We start from the raw sequence: 15,260 nt of genomic DNA on the forward strand, positions 1-15,260 counted from the left end.
GGGATTCCTTAGGCGGTGGGGACGGGCTGCTTCAGGCGGTGGGGACGGGCTGCTTCATGAGCTGGGTGCGGTAGCGGGCGGCGCCCATGGCGGCCTTGTGACCGCCGAGCGCGACGACACCGACCAGTCGGTCGTCGGCGTGGTAGCCGGCCAGGACGTCGCCGTCCGGGTCGCCCTCCAGCACCCGTACGTCGTCCTTGCCGAGGGCGGGGGCCCCGAAGGACTGGAGCCGGAACTCGTGCTGGTCGCTCCAGAAGGTGGGCAGCGGGGAGAACGGGGCGGCCCCGGCGTCGGCGCCGGCCAGCTGGGCCACCAGGGTGCGCGCCGCGTGCTTCGCGGTGTCCGTGGGGATGGACCAGTGCTCGACGCGGCGCGGTACGCCGTCGTAGCGGGCGTTGGGGAAGCGGGCCACGTCGCCGACCGCGACCACCTCGGGCCGGCCGCCGACGCGCAGCTGCTCGTCGGTGAGGACGCCGTCGGAGAGGTCGAGGCCGTTGCCGTCCAGCCACTCGACGTTGGCGACGGAGCCGACCGACTCCACGACCACGTCCGCGGGCAGGACCGTCCCGTCGGCGAGCACGACACCGGTCACCCGCTCGTCGCCCTCGAACCCGGCGACCTGGGCGCCGAGCGCGAAGCGCACCCCGCGGGCCTCGTGCCGGGCGAGCAGGGCGCGGGCCAGCAGCTCGCCCAGCGGTCCGACCATGGGCAGCGGCAGCGGGTCGACGACGGTCACCTCGGTGACCCCGAGGCCGACCGCGGTGGCGGCCACCTCGCAGCCGATGAACCCGGCGCCGACCACGACCACCCGGGCGCCCGGCCTGGTCAGATCGGAGCGCAGCGCCTGGGCGTCGTCGATCGTACGGACGGTGTGCCGTCCGGCGAGCGGGCCGGGGCAGCGCAGCCGCCGCGGCCGCATGCCGGTGGCGACGACCAGCCCGTCGTAGGCGAGGGTGGAACCGTCGTCGAGCGTGACGGTCCGCTCGTCGAGGCGGGCGGCGACGGCCTTGGTGCCCAGTCGCCATTCCACGTCGGCCGCGGCGGCCTTCGGGGTGAAGGCCAGGGACTCGAACGGAGCCTTCCCGGCCAGGACCTCCTTGGAGAGCGGAGGCCGGTTGTAGGGCATGTGGGGCTCGTCGCCCACCACGGTGACGGTCCCGGTCCAGCCGGCGGCGCGCAGCTGTTCGGCGGCCCGCAGGCCGCTCATCGAGGCCCCCACGACGACTATGCGTCCGCTCATGTGGATCAGTCCTCGATCCGGATGGCCTGGAGCGGGCAGACGTCCGCGGCTTCCTCGACCTCGTCGCGCAGCGCGTCGTCGGGGTCGGAGACGAACAGCAGGCGGCCGTCGTCGTCCATCGAGAAGACGTCGGGGGCGGCGAAGACGCACTGGCCGTGGTCCTGGCACTTGTTCATGTCGACGACGACCTTCATGGCCGGTCCTCCAGTGGGTGGGGGCGTCGGGGGAAGAGGAGAGTGAAGGGGGTGTGAGGGGTCCGGCCGTGACCGGCCGGACCCCTCGGCCAAAGGGCCGCGGCGGAACCGCGTCCCCTACTCGTTTGGCTTCAAACAACATAGAAAGCCGACCGTCGCCGGTCAATAGCTGTCCAGGTGGATAATTTTTTGCGAACCCCCTCTTGCGGGGGCCCCGTTCTCCTCCCTACCGTTCGGACTCAAACGAGCTGTCCCGGGGCGGCCGGCGCCTCTCGCCCTCCCGCCCGGTGACCGCCCTCATCCGCCGTCCATCCGCATACGCCAGGAGATTTCGGTGAGCGCCCAAGACACTCCAGACATCCGTCGGCACCTGGACCGACTCACTGCCGAGGGCATCGACGTGGTCCGGGTCAGCTACCCCGACCTGATCGGCACCGACCGCGCCCGCGACGTGCTGGTGGACCACCTGGCCTCGGCCTGCGAGCACGGTCTCGCCTTCTGCCGCGCCGTCTACCACACCACCCCCCAGGGCGACGTGGTGCCGGTCGCCGGCGGCCTCGACGCCGGTCTGCCGGACGTGTCCGTACGCCCCGACCTGTCCACCCTGACCGCGCTGCCCTGGGAGCCCGGGGTCGCCTCCTGTCTCGGTGAGGTGCGCGACCCCGCCACCTCGGCACCCGTCCCCGAATCACCCCGCGATCTGCTCCGCACGGTCCTGGACCGGTGTGCCGAGCACGGACTGCGGCCCGTCGTCGGCCCCGAACTGGAGTACTTCCTGCTGGAGCCGGACCCCGCCGCCCCCACCGGCTGGCGCAGGTCCCCGCAGACCACCGGAGCCGTCTACACCGCCGGACTGCGCGCCGACCCCGGCAACCACCTGCTGCGCACCCTGCGCCAGCTGCGCGACCTGGGTATCGGCGTCGTCACCGGCAACCACGAGTTCGACGGCGGCCAGTACGAGATCAACCTGACCCACTCCGAAGCCCTGGACGCCGCCGACCGCGCCTTCCGCTTCAAGTCGGCCGTGAAGGAACTGGCTCGCAAGGAAGGCAACATGGCCACCTTCATGGCCAAGCCCTTCGGCGACGCCGGCGGTTCGGGCTTCCACCTCCACCTCTCCTGCGAGGACGGCGAGGGGCGCAACGCCTTCGACGACCCGGCGGGCGCCCACGGCCTCTCCGCCACCGCCCGGCACGCGATCGCCGGAATCCTCGCCCACGCCCCCGCGCTCGCCGCGCTGGCCAACCCGACGGTGAACTCGTACAAGCGCTTCGGCCCGGACACCCTCGCTCCCTGGCTGATCGACTGGGGCCTGGACAACCGCAGCGCCATGCTCCGTGTCCCGCCGGAGCGCGGCTCCGGCGCCCGGCTCGAACTCCGGCTCGGCGACGCCAGCGCCAACCCCTACCTGCTGATCGCGGGCACCGTCGCCGCCGCGTTGCTCGGCGTCCAGGCGGGCGAGGAGCCGCCGCCCCCGCTGGAGGGCTACGGCTACGACACCGCCCGCTCCGCCACCCTGCCGATGAGCCTGCCCGCCGCGCTCGACGCGCTGGAGGCGGACACCGCCCTCACCGACGTCCTCGGCAAGGACTTCACCGCGTCCTTCCTCTCCTACAAGCGCGACGAGGTCGAGCGCTTCGGCCGGCACGTCACCGACTGGGAGTTCGCCGAGTACGCCTACCACCTCTAAGCCCCCCACGCCCTCGCCCAGGAGATCCGCCATCATGACCAGCCCCGCCGTCCCCGCCGTCCCCACCACGCGCGAAGAACTGCGCGCCGCCCTCGACGAGCCCCTCCCGCTCGACCGGGTGAACCTCGCCGACCTGGACAACTTCGCCGACGGCATCACGCCCTGGCGCATGTTCCACACCCTGCGCCACGAGGAGCCGGTGCACTGGCAGCCCGAGGAGGCCCCCAACTCCGGCTTCTGGTCCGTGACCCGGCACGCGGACATCGCCCGCGTCGACCGCGACTCCGACACCTTCACCTCGACCCGGTTCGTCAACCTCGAAGAGGTCGACGACGACCAGATCAAGAAGCGCGCCTCCATCCTGGAGATGGACGGAGTCCGCCACCGCGCGCTGCGCAGCGTCATCCAGCGGCAGTTCGGCGCGAGCGTCATCAACAGCTACGCCGACTTCCTGCGCGGCCTGACCGCCACCACCCTCGACAAGGCGCTCGCCAAGGGCACCTTCGACTTCGTCGAGGACGTCTCCGCCGACTTCCCGATCAACGTCCTGGCCCGGCTGCTCGACGTGCCGTCGGAGGACAACCAGCAGCTCATCGACTGGGGCAACCGGATCATCGGCAACACCGACCCGGACTACGCCGACGTCCTGCTGCACAGCGCGGAGAGCGAGAAGTACCGCGACCTGCCCTTCCGTTCCCCCGCCTCGATCGAGGTCTTCGAGTACGGCCGCGAACTGGCCCGGCAGCGGCGCGGCGGCGACGGCACCGACCTGATCTCCAAGCTGGTCAACACCGTCCCGCGCGACGGAGTGCCGCTGTCCGCGCAGGACTTCGACAACTACTTCCTGCTCCTGGTGGTGGCCGGCAACGAGACCACCCGCCACACCATCAGCCACTCCATGCTCGCCCTGCTCCAGCACCCCGAGCAGCTCGCCCGCCTCAAGGACGACCCCTCGCTGATCCCGACGGCCGTCGAGGAGTTCCTGCGCTGGGCCTCTCCCGTCTACCACTTCCGCCGCACCGCCACCCGCGACACCGAACTCGGCGGCAAGCAGGTCAAGGAGGGCGACAAGGTCGTCATGTGGTTCGCCTCCGGCAACCGCGACGAGGATGTCTTCGGCAACCCCTACGACTTCGACGTCGCCCGGCAGAACAACGACCACGTCACCTTCGGCAAGGGCAGCCCCCACCTGTGCCTGGGCAACCTGCTCGCCCGCACCGAGATCCGCATCATGTTCGAGGAGCTGATCCCGCGCCTCGCCGACATCAAGCTGGCCGGGGACGTGCCGCGGGTGCGCTCCAACTTCGTCAACGGCATCAAGCACCTTCCGGTCCGGGTCACCCTCGCCTGACCCGGACCCGCTCCGGGCGAGCCGCCGCCCCGGACCCCGCCCCCACGGGCACCACCTGCTCTCCCTCGGACCTTCCGGGGGAGAGCGGATGCGTTCTCGGGGACGGGCCGCCGGGCCGGCAGGCTGCCGCGCCCACCCGCCTGCCCGGCGGTCAGAGCGTGCGCAGGAACTCCTCGACGACGGCGGTGAACTCCTCGGGCTTCTCCATGTTCGGATAGTGCGCAGTGCCCTCGACGAGCACGGAACGTCCGTGCCGGACGGTGTCGGCCAGCCGCTGCGCCGCGGCGAGGACATCGGGGGTGTCGAGAGCACCGTTCAGGGTGAGCACCGGGACGCCGACCTGCGGCATCCGGGCCCAGGTGTCGGTGACCGGCACATGCGGGTTCGCCTCGCCGGGGGTGTGCTTGGCGAGCGTGTGCAGGGCCATCTCGCGCAGCCGGCGCAGGACGGCCGGGTCGACATCGTCCAGGGCGCGGTGCGGTCCGGGGACGTACGCGAGGAACGCCTTCAGCCAGCTCTCGATGTCACCGGCGGCCAGCGCACGGGCGGTCTCGGCCTGGATCGCCCGGTGCCAGGGGTCGGAGTCCTCGAACTCGCCGGTCGAGGCTCCGGCCACGACGGCTGCGCGGACCAGCCCGGGGTGTTCGAGCAGCATGTCGGTGACGACGATGCCGCCCATGGACACGCCCACGAGCACCGCGGGGCCCGCGTCGAGGTGGTGCAGCAGGTCCGCCAGATCGTCCGCCCAGCGGAACGGCTTCGAGGCGTTGGCGGAGGCGCCGTGCCCGCGGATGTCCGCGGCGACGACCCGGTGGGCGGTCGCGAGGGCCGGGAGCACCGCGTCGAACACCCGGTGGTCGACGAAACCCGAGTGGAGCAGCACCACGAGATCCCCGGTGCCCGCCTCGCGGTAGGCGAGCTCCCCGTCGGCAGAGGCGAAGTGGTTCATGGCCGGGTACTTCAGTTCCGAAGCAACAGTCATGACAACCAAGGTGTCATCTTGACTCGGATTTGGCAACCAAGGTGTCATGATGGCGGGGTGAACGACACCGGCAGCCCGCTCCCGCCCGACGAACTCGGCCACCGTCTCGTCGAGGTCTTCGACCTCGTCGGCCCGCTCTACCGGCGCGCCCTGCGCAAGGTGGAACAGGGCGAGGCGATCGAGGGCGCCTCGGTCGGCGTGCGCTCCGTACTGGACCTGCTGCGCAGGCAGGGCGACATGACGGTGCCCCAGCTGAGCCGCATCCAGGCGCTGAGCCGGCAGTTCGTGCAGCGGATGGTCAACGACGCGGCGGCGCGCGGGTGGGTGCAGATCGTCCCCAACCCGGCGCACCAGCGCTCGTCGCTGATCCGCCTCACCGAGGAGGGCTGGGCGCTCATCACCGCGGTGCTCGACCGCGAGCACACCCTGAACCGCCAGGTCGGCGGCGACCTCACCGACGCCGAGGTACGGGCCTGCGTACGGGTGCTGCGCGAGATGCTGAGGACCTTCGACCACGTCGACGTGGAGGACTAGCCACGGTCGGGCGATGAATTCGGGGCCGCCCTCGGGTCTTCCTGTCGACCGGTACGAACCGATGCGTCAGGAGCCGACCATGGGCCTCATCCACATCGAGCTGTTCACCACCCTCGACCTCGTCGGGCAGGCGCCCGGCGGCCCCGACGAGGACCCGGTGGGGTTCCCGTTCGGCGGCTGGCAGGCGCCCCTGCTGGACGAGGTCACCGGGGCCCAGATCGGTGCCGCGTACGAGGGCACGGACGCCCTCCTGCTCGGCCGGCGGACGTACGACATCTTCGCCGCCTACTGGCCCCACCAGAAGGGCGGCGAGGACGGGGAGATCGCCACGCTCTTCAACAGCGTCCCGAAGTACGTGGCCTCCCGCGGCAGGCCCGACCTCTCGTGGGACGGGTCCACGCAGCTCGGCCCCGATCTGGCCGGCGCGGTGCGCGAGATCCGGGAGCGGCACGAGCACATCAAGGTCGTCGGCAGCCTCGACCTGGTGCAGACCCTCCTGCGCGAGAAGCTCTTCGACCGTCTCGACCTCTGGGTGCACCCGATCGTGCTGGGCGTCGGCAAGAAGGTGTTCGACGGCGGCGCGGTGCCCACGAACCTCACCCTCCTCCAGCCGCCGGCGGTCGGCCGGACGGGCGTGGTGTACCTGCGTTACGGGCTCGCCGACGGCACACCCGGGACCGGCGACATGAGCGCACCCGATCGCGGTATGGGCCGCGACGACTGAAGCGGCCCCGCGCCAAGGGGGTTGCGCGACGCACGCGGGTCCGGCGGAATCCCCGCCCCGGGCCTGCGCCCCGGGCGTGACTTGCATCAGGGGCATACGATGTTGCACATGACGCAAGAAGCCGGCGAGCTGGACAGCCTGGTCCGCAAACGGATTCGCGCCCTGCGGGTGGCGCAGGGCTGGTCGCTGGAGGAGCTGGCCGCCCGCGCCAGGGTCAGCCAGTCCACGCTCAGCCGTATCGAGAACGGTCAGCGCCGCCTGGCTCTGGACCAGCTGGTCACCCTGGCGCGGGCGCTGGACACCTCCCTCGACCAGCTGGTCGAGACGGCCACGGACGACGTCGTCTCCAGCCCGGTGATCGACGTGGCTCATTCGCAGATGCGCTGGCCCGTGAAGGCCGATCCGGGCATGACCGTCGTACGCCGGCGCATGACGGAGCCCCCGCCGGACAATCCCGCGCGGATGCGCGCACACCCGGGCCGGGAATGGCTCGTGGTCCTGTCCGGCACCGCAACCCTGCTGCTGGGCAACCGCCGTTTCCGGGTGGAGACCAACCAGGCCGCCGAGTTCCCCACCATGCTGCCGCACGCCATCGGCGCCGAGGGGGGACCGTGCGAGATCCTCGGCATCTTCGACCGGGACGCCCGGCGGGGCCATCAACGCGACGAGGACGGCACCGGACCCGACCGTCCTGCCCGGTGACCGGCCCTGTCGTCCGCGTCGGGGGCCGCTTCGGGGAGGGCGTTTGCGCTTTCGGCAGCGGAACGGGGAACCTTCTTGCGTTCGGCGAAACAGAAGGGGCCGCAGGCCCTTGTCCCGCCTAGCGTGAGACGTATGACCCACCCCATGCCGCACTCCGGCGCCCACTCCGCACACCCCGCCCACCCGCACGGACAGCAGACCCGGCACGAGCATCGGCACGAGCACGACGCCGACCAGTCGGAAGTCCTCGACCTGGATGCCGAAGTACTCGCCGAGCACCTCGCCTTCCTCACCCGATGGCTGCCGGTCCGGGAGGCTCCACGCCGTATCGTCGACCTCGGGGCCGGGACCGGCGCCGGCACCTTCGCCCTTCTCGAGTGCTTCCCCGAGGCCCGCGTCACCGCCGTCGACTCCTCGGCCGCACACCTGGACCGGCTGCACGCGAAGGCCCGCGCGCAGGGGGTCGGCGACCGGGTGCGGACCGTCCGGGCCGACCTCGACACCGAGTGGCCCGACCTCGGCACGCCCGAACTCGTGTGGGCCTCCGCCTCCGTGCACCATATGGCCGACCCCGCACGCACCCTGCGCCAGGTCCACGGCACACTCGCCCCCGGCGGACTGTTCGCCGTCGTCGAGCTGGCGGGCTTCCCCCGCTTCCTGCCGGTGGACGCCCCGGAGGACGCCCCCGGCCTGCTGGAGCGCTGTCATGCCGCCGCCGAGCGCCCCCACGCGGCGCATGTGCCGCACCGCGGCACCGACTGGGGCCCCGTGCTCGCCGACGCCGGATTCACCGTCGAAGCCGAACGCACGGTCACCGTGAACGTCGACAGCACCCGCTCCCCGGCGGTGGGCCGCTACGCCCTGGCGGGTCTGCGGCGCCTGCGCGCATCGGTCGGCGACGAGCTCTCGCCCGCCGACCTCGCCGCGCTCGACCGGCTGCTCGACCCGGTCGGCCCGCAGGGCATCCTGCGTCGCGACGATCTCGCGGTACGCACCGAACGCACCGTGTGGGCCGCCCGCCGGTGACGGCTCGCCCGACGCCCTGGCCTGCGTCGACGCGGCAGACCTGAACGGCTGTCAGGACCCGGCGTGGCGTGGCGGGTGGGGGAAATCCTGGTTCCGGCGGCAGTGCAACCATTCGGACCCCCCACATGTCTGTCAGTGTGAAATCGTCTGTCCCCTTCACCAGGAGCATCTGGGGGCGTCATGTACCACCACCCATCCCGTGCGGCCGTCGCCGCAGGCGTCCTTCTCACTGCCGTAGGCGCCACGGTCCCCGCTTCAGCGGCCACACGGCCGCAGGAAGCGGCCAAGAGTTCCCCGCCCGCCCGCGTCGTGAACGCCCGGTGGGCCGGGCACTGCACCTACGACCGGCTCGTCATCGACCTCGGCGGCACCACCGCCACCGTCGGTGTCAAGGCGGTCAAGCAGCTTCGCTACGACCCTTCCGGGAAGAAGGTCCCCCTCCCGGGGAAGTACTTCCTGGAGATCAGGCTCTCACCCGCGGTCGCCCACGACAGCGCCGGCCGGTCGGTCTACCGGGGACCCCGGCTGGCGAAGATCCAGTTGTCCAAGCTGAAGGGGCTCGCCCTGACCGGCGACTTCGAAGGAGTGGTCACCTTCGGAACCGCCTTCCAGACCAAACCCGCGTACAAGGCCTTCAAGCTGCACAGCCCCGAGCGTGTGGTCCTGGACTTCAACCACGCCAACCGGTGCGGTTGAGCGCGACGGCCCTGGCGGGCGGAGTACCGCCCGCCAGGGCCGCCGGGTGCCGTGCTCAGCCCTCCGTGCGGGCGGGCAGGCGCCATCCCGGGCGGGGGAAGTGGCAGGTGTAGCCGTCGGGGTAGCGCTCCAGGTAGTCCTGGTGCTCGGGCTCGGCCTCCCAGAAGGGGCCGACCGGTTCCACCTCGGTGACCACCTTGCCCGGCCACAGTCCGGAGGCGTCGACGTCGGCGATCGTGTCCTCGGCGACGCGCTTCTGCTCGTCGTCCACGTAGTAGATCGCCGAGCGATAGCTCAGACCGATGTCGTTGCCCTGGCGGTTCTTGGTGCTCGGGTCGTGGATCTGGAAGAAGAGCTCCAGGATCGCGCGGTAGTCGGTCACCTCGGGGTCGAAGAGGATCTCGATGGCCTCGGCGTGGGTCCCGTGGTTACGGTACGTCGCGTTCGGCACGTCGCCGCCGGTGTAGCCCACCCGGGTCGCCGTCACGCCCGGGAACCGGCGGATCAGGTCCTGCATCCCCCAGAAACATCCGCCCGCCAGCACGGCCCTCTGCGTCTGCGCTGCCATCTCAGCCCCTTCGATCTCTGTCGCGCCGGCCGGCCGGGCCGCTCTGCTCACGGGCCGCCGGCACACCGCACTCTCCGGATCCCTCAGCGTCCGCGGCCCGAAAACAATTCCCTGGCGCCCGGTCACCTCGCGTGCGGACGTATGGTCATACCGCGGTCTGGAAAGCTCCGCCGTATGCGCTAGACTTGATCTTGAGCTGGTCGCCGCAACCGCGGACGGCTGGTGTCGCGTTGGTGGTCCAAGGAAAGACGCCCCGCTTCCTGCGGGGAAATGCAGGTGCAAGGCCTGCCCGGCGCTCCATCACAGGGCCCGTCCCGCACTCGGTGCGGGACGGGCCCTGTGCGTTCTCGGCACTACGTCGTTCTGGCGCTCCGCCGTCGCGCCGTAGCGGACTTCTCGGTTGAAAACGGGTTAATTATTCATTCGTCGCCCAAGGTGACGATTCAGGTGAAATGGCATTAGGCTTTCTAAGTGAAAGCCGCGACGCGCGGTACGCCCGTCGAGGAGGCTTCGCTGTCACAGCGGAGCTGGCCGCAGTGTCCGTACGCGGCATCTCAGGTCCAGGCCTGAGAGTGTCGTCGGTCGGGGCGTGCCCTAGGACACGGCGTGGTGAGCCAAGAGACCGCCGCAATCCTCTGCCATGTGCGGCGGCCATCCACCTTGCGTCTTCCCTGTGGGGGCGCGAGAGACGATGAGAGGTATTTTCCCATGCGATCACAACGCGTGAGGCGCGTCCTCGTGATGTCCGTTGCCGGTCTGCTCATGGCTGGTGGCGCGGCGGTAGGCGCAGCGGGGACCGCTTCGGCGAGTCCGACGCAGGTCTCCAGCTACAGCAGCCACCACGGCCACGGGGGTGGCTGGGGCTGGGACAACGACTACGGATACGGCGGCTGGGGCGGCGGCTGGCGTGGCGGCTGGGGTCATGGCTATGGCGGTTACGGCGGCTATGGCGGTTACGGCGGCTATGGCGGCTACGGCGGTTACGGCGGCTATGGCGGCTACGGCGGTTACGGCGGCTGGGGCTGGTGACACTCGGACCTGCGGCTGATCCCCGTCAGGGGTGACACAGAAGGTGTGCGGCTCCCGGCTGTGCCGGCGAGCCGCACACCGTTGCCGGCAGGCCGGGCCTACGCGGTGTCAGGTCCGTAGAGCGCGGCGATGTCCTGCGAACCGGCCCACCGGCTGTAGGTGGGTGACTGCGGCCAGCCGTCGGGCGAGTCCTGCCACTCCTCCTGCCGTCCGTAGGGCAGCAGGTCGATGAGTGCGAAGGTGTGGCTGAGCTGCTCGGTGCCACGGCCGTCGGTGTGCCAGGTGCGGTAGACGGTGTCGCCGTCGCGCAGGAACACGTTGACGGCGAAGCCTCCGGCGGGAGGTGCGCCCACGTCGGTGCCGAACGTGCTGTTCGCGGTGGAGTACCAGGGCATCCTGTTCCCGATCCGCCGCTTGTAGGCGAGCGCCTCCTCGATCGGACCCTGGGTCACGATGACGAAGCGGGCGTCGTAGTCGTCCAGGAACTCCAGCCGGGTGAACTGTGCGGTGAACCCCGTACAGCCCGAGCACTGCCACTGCTTGTCGGCGAACCACATGTGGTTGTAGACGATCAGCTGGCTCCTGCCGTCGAACACGTCGGCCAGCCGTACCGGCCCGTCCGCGCCGTCCAGGGTGTAGTCGGGCATCCGCACCATGGGCAGCCGACGACGCTGGGCGGCGATCGCGTCCAGTTCCCGGGTCGCGGCCTTCTCCCGGGCACGCAGTGAATCGAGTTCGTGCTGCCAGGTGTCGGCGTCGACGACGGGCGGCAGTGCGTGGGTTCGTGCGCTGGTCTCCATGATTCCTCACTGGTCGTGCGCGCTGTGGGTGGTGTGCAGAGGCAGACCCCGTCGGCGCCGTGAACTCATCGGTCCGTGCGCTCGGGCCGGGCCGGCGGCGGTCGGGGGTACGTCGTGGGTGGCCCGGACGCGTGCACGGTCGCGGCGGGAGGTGCCGGGCGGCCGGGGGTGCGTGATCCTGTAGGGGTGTGTGGTGCCCGTGCCGGGCGGCGCCCGGCGGCCTATGCCGCCTCGGGCCGCCGGGCGATACGCCTGACCCTCGTCGCCGCGGCCGGCTTCTACCTCTTCCGCTACGGCCTCGACCGTCCCGTCGCGGCCACCTACGCCCTGTTCTCCGCCGTGGCGCTGGGCGGGCTGGCCAGGATCCCCGGTACCGGGCGGCAGCGGGCCGCGGTGGTCGTGGCCCTGCTGCCCGTGTGCTGGCTGCTGGTAGTCATCGGCACCTGCCTCTCGGTACGGACCTGGAGTGCCGTCGTCGGCATGCTGGTGGTCGGCTTCGCACTGGCGTTCGCCGCCGTGGGAGGACCGCGCCCGGCCGGTGCGGCGCCGGGCCTGCAACTGCTCTACATCCTGCCGTCCTTCCCCCCGTACGACCCCGGCTCACTCGGCGATCGGCTGATCGGGACGACGACGGGGCTGGTCCTGTTCGCCGTCGCCGAGTCGCTGATCCTGCCCGGCCCCGCCCCGCCGCCGTACCGGGAGCGGGCCGCCCGGGCGGCCGACACCGCCGCGCGCTGCGCGGCACTTCTCGCGGCTGCGCCGTACACCCTGACCGCTGCGGATGTCCGGGCGGCCGGTGAGGCCGGCCAGACCCTGCGGGCCGTGACGGTGCCGGAGGCGGAACGCCCGGCCGGGCCGGGCCTGCACGACCGGGCCCTCGCCCACACCGGTCTGGCGACCCGCGCGCTGCTCAACCGGCTGGCGCAGTTGCCCGCCGCGCCGGGCGGCGTCCCGGGACCCGAGGACTCGGCCGTGCTGAGCGCGGCGGGGCGGCTGGCCACACAGAGCGCGGGCTGCCTGCGCGCGGGACCGTCGCCCGTGACGGCGTACGAGGAACTGGCCGCGGCCCGCGCCCGGCTGTCGGCCTCGTCCGCGGGCCCCGCCGGTGACGCTGCTGGTGCTGGTGCTGGTGCTGGTGCTGGTGGTGCGGCCTGCGGTGCGGGCGCCGCTGGTGCGGGCGGCTGCGGGCCTGCCGGCGGGGCCGGTCCAGGGCCGGCCTTCCCGCCCGCCGTACTGCGCCGGCATGCGGCCGTGCTGGAGGTCGCCGACGCCGCGCTGGCCATGAGCACGGCGGCCGATCTCGCGGCCCACGGGCGCCGGGCCTCGGTGAAGGTGGCGCCGGGGCGCTTCTGGTACGCCGGGACCTGGCTCCCGCTGCTGTGGTGGCACCGGCTCCGCGGCCACGCCGGACGCCGGTCGGTGCTCTTCCAGAACTCCTGGCGCATCGCCCTGGCGCTGACCGCGGCCCGGTTCGTGGCCGGCGTCGACACCCTGCCCCACGGCTTCTGGGCCATGCTGGCGACGCTCACCCTCACCCGGACCACCCTGGACGAGACCTGGCACACCATCCGCCGGGCTCTCGCCGGCACCCTCGCCGGGGCGCTGGTGGCCGCGGCCCTGCTCACCCTGGCCGGAGCCGACACGGCGGTGTACGTCGCGGTGCTGCCGGTGTGGATGCTGTTCGGCTTCACCGTGGGGCCGGTCAAAGGGGTCGGCTGGGCCCAGGGCCTGTTCACCGTGCTCGTGGCCCTGATCTTCGCCCAGCTGGCACCGGCGACGTGGCAGCTGGCGGAGGTCCGGGTGCTGGACGTCCTGGTGGGCAGCGCGATCGGCGTCGTCTTCGGTCTGCTCGCCTGGCCCCGCGGGGCCCACGACGAGCTGCGGTTCGCGGCGGCGAGTCTCCTGCGCAGGGCGGCGGAGATCGTGGTGGCGACCAGTGCCTCGGTGGCGCAGGGCGGGGCCGCCGGGGCCCCGCCGGGGGCGCCCGGCCACGGCTCGCTGCGGCATGCCCTCGTCCTCGCGGAGTCCGCCTACGCGCAGTTCCAGAGCGAGCCGACACCGTTCGGCGGCGGGCGGCGCGCGGTGGCGATGCCCGAGGTCGACTGGCAGGCGACGCTGATGGCCGGGCACCACACGCTGTGGGGGTCCGAGCGGCTGTCACGGGTGTCGCACCCCCGGCTCGGCGCGGCGGCGGCCGGGTCGCTCGACGGCCTGGGCGACCGGGTGGCCGGGCGGATGCTCCAGGTCTCGGCGGCACTGGATCCCGGCGGTGACACCCCGACGGCCCCCCTGCCGTTCATCGACCCGGCTTCCCCCGCGTTCGCCGCGGAGCCGCCCGGCGCGCCGAGGCTCTACTACGCCACCGTGTCGTGGCTGGAGTCGCTGACCCGCGATCTGGCCCGGATCGCGCACAGCGACCCCGAGGCGGCCCACGACAGGCCGGACGCGGGGAAGCAGGACTAGGTCCGCAGCACCAGGTCAGGGGCGGTTCAGACCCCACGTCTGGAGGACGAAGGGCCGCCCCTTCTCCTCCCCCTTGATCAACGGCACGTCGAGCAGTCCGAAGCCCGTTCTCGTGGCCACGGCGACGCTGGCGGTGTTCTCCGCCTCCACCTCCAGGATCACCTGCTGCGCGCCCAGCTGTTCGAAGGCGTACGCGGCCATCACCCGTACCGCTCGCGCGGCCAGCCCCTGGCCCCGGTGGGCCGGGCCGACCGCGTAGCCGATCTCCATGCCCTCCGGGGCGCGCCGCAGCATCACCTCGCCGAGCGGCGCGCCGCCGTCGAGCGTGATGGCGAGCAGTATGACCGAGCCCTCCGCCCGCATCTGCCGGTCCCGGTCCAGCCGTGCGCGAGCCGCCGCCTCGTCGAAGGGGGAGACGAGCGGCGTCCAGTACGCGATGTCCGGGTGGTCGAACAGAGCGGGCATCGCGGCCACGTCCGCCTCCGTCCAGTCGCGCAGGACGAGACCCTCTCCGGTGAGTTCCATCCGGGTGGGAAAGGGTGACGTGGAGCTGCTCATGGCGGGGGGACCTTTCTGGCCTGGTGAGGACGAGGCAGGATATCCGGCGACGGTCATCGGACGATCCGATTTTCGTGCGGGCCCTGTCCTGCGAGGTCACGACGACGACCTCGCGGGGGCCGTCACCGAGAAGGCCTCCGATGACGGGTGAGGACGGCGGCGCCGATCTGCTCCGCGGCCAGGCACCGCAGTTCCGTGTGCGGGGTCCCGTCCGGGAACAGGCGGTGGCCGGTTCCCAGGACGGTCGGGAAGGTCAGCAGCCGGTACTCGTCGACGAGGTCCTCGGCCATCAGCTGCCGTACGACGCCCAGGCTGCCGGTGACGACCACGTCGCGCCGCTCGCGCTTGACGGCGTCCAGGAGGTCGCCGGTGAGGACGTGCGAGCCGGCCCAGGCCGACACGTCGGTCAGGGTGCGGGTGGCGACCAGCTTCGGTACGGCGTTCATGCGCCGGGAGAACGGGTCGTCGCGGTTCGGCCACAGCCGGGAGAACAGCTGCCAGGTCCTGCGTCCGAGCAGCAGGACCCCGTCGTCCAGGGTGCTCCCGAGCCGGAACTTGTCCCCGGCGACCGCTTCCGGACCGTGCCGGAAGGCCCAGCCGCCCAGCGGTGTGCCGGCCGACCCGTCCGGGTCGGAGACGATCCCGTCCAGGGTGATGAACTCGATGACGACGACGCTCATGACGAGGTTCCCTTCGGTTGAGT

16 protein-coding genes are annotated in these 15,260 nt (G+C 72.0%); 9 read left to right on the plus strand and 7 right to left on the minus strand.

Annotation, left to right across the window (positions count from 1 at the left end):
* Positions 1–31: 31 nt before the first annotated feature.
* Both ACZ7OY_RS36660 and ACZ7OY_RS36665 read right to left on the minus strand, forming a co-directional pair.
* Entirely contained in the window at positions 32–1,240 is a 1,209-nt protein-coding gene (locus tag ACZ7OY_RS36660) for an NAD(P)/FAD-dependent oxidoreductase (protein WP_472249898.1), read from the minus strand.
* 5 nt (positions 1,241–1,245) lie between these two features.
* Positions 1,246–1,434, minus strand: a complete 189-nt coding sequence (locus tag ACZ7OY_RS36665) for a ferredoxin (RefSeq protein ID WP_351620280.1) — start codon at positions 1,432–1,434, stop codon at positions 1,246–1,248.
* A 334-nt stretch (positions 1,435–1,768) separates the two neighbouring features.
* Between ACZ7OY_RS36665 and ACZ7OY_RS36670 the strand changes: the two genes are divergently transcribed.
* Both ACZ7OY_RS36670 and ACZ7OY_RS36675 read left to right on the plus strand, forming a co-directional pair.
* A complete protein-coding gene (locus ACZ7OY_RS36670) occupies positions 1,769–3,124 on the plus strand; it encodes a glutamine synthetase family protein (protein ID WP_472249899.1) in 1,356 nt (451 codons plus the stop codon).
* 34 nt (positions 3,125–3,158) lie between these two features.
* Positions 3,159–4,475, plus strand: a complete 1,317-nt coding sequence (locus ACZ7OY_RS36675; RefSeq protein WP_472249900.1) for a cytochrome P450 — start codon at positions 3,159–3,161, stop codon at positions 4,473–4,475.
* A 151-nt stretch (positions 4,476–4,626) separates the two neighbouring features.
* On the opposite strand, the gene ACZ7OY_RS36680 is transcribed toward ACZ7OY_RS36675, so the two are convergent.
* Entirely contained in the window at positions 4,627–5,457 is an 831-nt protein-coding gene (locus tag ACZ7OY_RS36680) for an alpha/beta fold hydrolase (RefSeq protein WP_472249901.1), read from the minus strand.
* Positions 5,458–5,514: 57 nt separating this feature from the next.
* Here ACZ7OY_RS36680 and ACZ7OY_RS36685 point away from each other — a divergent pair, with 57 nt between their 5' ends.
* The 5 genes from ACZ7OY_RS36685 to ACZ7OY_RS36705 all read left to right on the plus strand — a co-directional run bounded on the left by ACZ7OY_RS36685 (position 5,515) and on the right by ACZ7OY_RS36705 (position 9,139).
* Complete coding sequence (locus ACZ7OY_RS36685; RefSeq protein WP_472249902.1) at positions 5,515–5,991, plus strand: MarR family winged helix-turn-helix transcriptional regulator; 477 nt, start codon at positions 5,515–5,517, stop codon at positions 5,989–5,991.
* Between the two features lie 79 nt (positions 5,992–6,070).
* A complete protein-coding gene (locus tag ACZ7OY_RS36690; RefSeq protein ID WP_472249903.1) occupies positions 6,071–6,715 on the plus strand; it encodes a dihydrofolate reductase family protein in 645 nt (214 codons plus the stop codon).
* 108 nt (positions 6,716–6,823) lie between these two features.
* Entirely contained in the window at positions 6,824–7,417 is a 594-nt protein-coding gene (locus ACZ7OY_RS36695; RefSeq protein ID WP_472249904.1) for a helix-turn-helix domain-containing protein, read from the plus strand.
* A gap of 132 nt (positions 7,418–7,549) precedes the next feature.
* Positions 7,550–8,443, plus strand: coding sequence for a class I SAM-dependent methyltransferase (locus tag ACZ7OY_RS36700; protein ID WP_472249905.1), 894 nt, complete (start codon positions 7,550–7,552; stop codon positions 8,441–8,443).
* Positions 8,444–8,623: 180 nt separating this feature from the next.
* Positions 8,624–9,139, plus strand: a complete 516-nt coding sequence (locus tag ACZ7OY_RS36705) for an AMIN-like domain-containing (lipo)protein (RefSeq protein WP_472249906.1) — start codon at positions 8,624–8,626, stop codon at positions 9,137–9,139.
* 55 nt (positions 9,140–9,194) lie between these two features.
* Here ACZ7OY_RS36705 and msrA read toward each other — a convergent pair whose 3' ends face one another.
* Positions 9,195–9,707 carry a peptide-methionine (S)-S-oxide reductase MsrA gene (gene msrA, locus ACZ7OY_RS36710; protein ID WP_351620042.1) on the minus strand — a complete coding sequence of 171 codons (513 nt, stop codon included), beginning with the start codon at positions 9,705–9,707 and terminating at the stop codon, positions 9,195–9,197.
* A gap of 708 nt (positions 9,708–10,415) precedes the next feature.
* Between msrA and ACZ7OY_RS36715 the strand changes: the two genes are divergently transcribed.
* On the plus strand, positions 10,416–10,736 hold the full coding sequence (locus ACZ7OY_RS36715; protein ID WP_472249907.1) for a hypothetical protein: 321 nt from the start codon (positions 10,416–10,418) through the stop codon (positions 10,734–10,736).
* 98 nt (positions 10,737–10,834) lie between these two features.
* Here ACZ7OY_RS36715 and ACZ7OY_RS36720 read toward each other — a convergent pair whose 3' ends face one another.
* Complete coding sequence (locus tag ACZ7OY_RS36720) at positions 10,835–11,536, minus strand: DUF899 domain-containing protein (protein WP_472249908.1); 702 nt, start codon at positions 11,534–11,536, stop codon at positions 10,835–10,837.
* 186 nt (positions 11,537–11,722) lie between these two features.
* On the opposite strand from ACZ7OY_RS36720, the gene ACZ7OY_RS36725 reads away from it, so the two are divergent.
* Positions 11,723–13,999: an FUSC family protein gene (locus ACZ7OY_RS36725; RefSeq protein WP_472249909.1), complete on the plus strand. Its 2,277-nt coding sequence runs from the start codon at positions 11,723–11,725 to the stop codon at positions 13,997–13,999.
* Positions 14,000–14,014: 15 nt separating this feature from the next.
* On the opposite strand, the gene ACZ7OY_RS36730 is transcribed toward ACZ7OY_RS36725, so the two are convergent.
* Both ACZ7OY_RS36730 and ACZ7OY_RS36735 read right to left on the minus strand, forming a co-directional pair.
* Positions 14,015–14,557 (minus strand): GNAT family N-acetyltransferase, encoded by a 543-nt coding sequence (locus tag ACZ7OY_RS36730; RefSeq protein ID WP_472249910.1) that lies wholly within the window; start codon positions 14,555–14,557, stop codon positions 14,015–14,017.
* A 122-nt stretch (positions 14,558–14,679) separates the two neighbouring features.
* On the minus strand, positions 14,680–15,237 hold the full coding sequence (locus ACZ7OY_RS36735; protein ID WP_472249911.1) for a dihydrofolate reductase family protein: 558 nt from the start codon (positions 15,235–15,237) through the stop codon (positions 14,680–14,682).
* Positions 15,238–15,260 lie beyond the last annotated feature (23 nt).

It is taken from the genome of Streptomyces sp. NPDC107559 (genome assembly GCF_055657365.1).

What these genes read in the sequence shown, in the direction of transcription:
- msrA (WP_351620042.1), bottom strand. Translation starts at nt 9,707, where the DNA reads ATGGCAGCGCAGACGCAGAGGGCCGTGCTGGCGGGCGGATGTTTCTGG.
- ACZ7OY_RS36715 (WP_472249907.1), top strand. Translation starts at nt 10,416, where the DNA reads ATGCGATCACAACGCGTGAGGCGCGTCCTCGTGATGTCCGTTGCCGGT.
- ACZ7OY_RS36695 (WP_472249904.1), top strand. Translation starts at nt 6,824, where the DNA reads ATGACGCAAGAAGCCGGCGAGCTGGACAGCCTGGTCCGCAAACGGATT.
- ACZ7OY_RS36665 (WP_351620280.1), bottom strand. Translation starts at nt 1,434, where the DNA reads ATGAAGGTCGTCGTCGACATGAACAAGTGCCAGGACCACGGCCAGTGC.
- ACZ7OY_RS36735 (WP_472249911.1), bottom strand. Translation starts at nt 15,237, where the DNA reads ATGAGCGTCGTCGTCATCGAGTTCATCACCCTGGACGGGATCGTCTCC.
- ACZ7OY_RS36680 (WP_472249901.1), bottom strand. Translation starts at nt 5,457, where the DNA reads ATGACTGTTGCTTCGGAACTGAAGTACCCGGCCATGAACCACTTCGCC.
- ACZ7OY_RS36660 (WP_472249898.1), bottom strand. Translation starts at nt 1,240, where the DNA reads ATGAGCGGACGCATAGTCGTCGTGGGGGCCTCGATGAGCGGCCTGCGG.
- ACZ7OY_RS36705 (WP_472249906.1), top strand. Translation starts at nt 8,624, where the DNA reads ATGTACCACCACCCATCCCGTGCGGCCGTCGCCGCAGGCGTCCTTCTC.
- ACZ7OY_RS36675 (WP_472249900.1), top strand. Translation starts at nt 3,159, where the DNA reads ATGACCAGCCCCGCCGTCCCCGCCGTCCCCACCACGCGCGAAGAACTG.
- ACZ7OY_RS36690 (WP_472249903.1), top strand. Translation starts at nt 6,071, where the DNA reads ATGGGCCTCATCCACATCGAGCTGTTCACCACCCTCGACCTCGTCGGG.
- ACZ7OY_RS36720 (WP_472249908.1), bottom strand. Translation starts at nt 11,536, where the DNA reads ATGGAGACCAGCGCACGAACCCACGCACTGCCGCCCGTCGTCGACGCC.
- ACZ7OY_RS36700 (WP_472249905.1), top strand. Translation starts at nt 7,550, where the DNA reads ATGACCCACCCCATGCCGCACTCCGGCGCCCACTCCGCACACCCCGCC.
- ACZ7OY_RS36730 (WP_472249910.1), bottom strand. Translation starts at nt 14,557, where the DNA reads ATGAGCAGCTCCACGTCACCCTTTCCCACCCGGATGGAACTCACCGGA.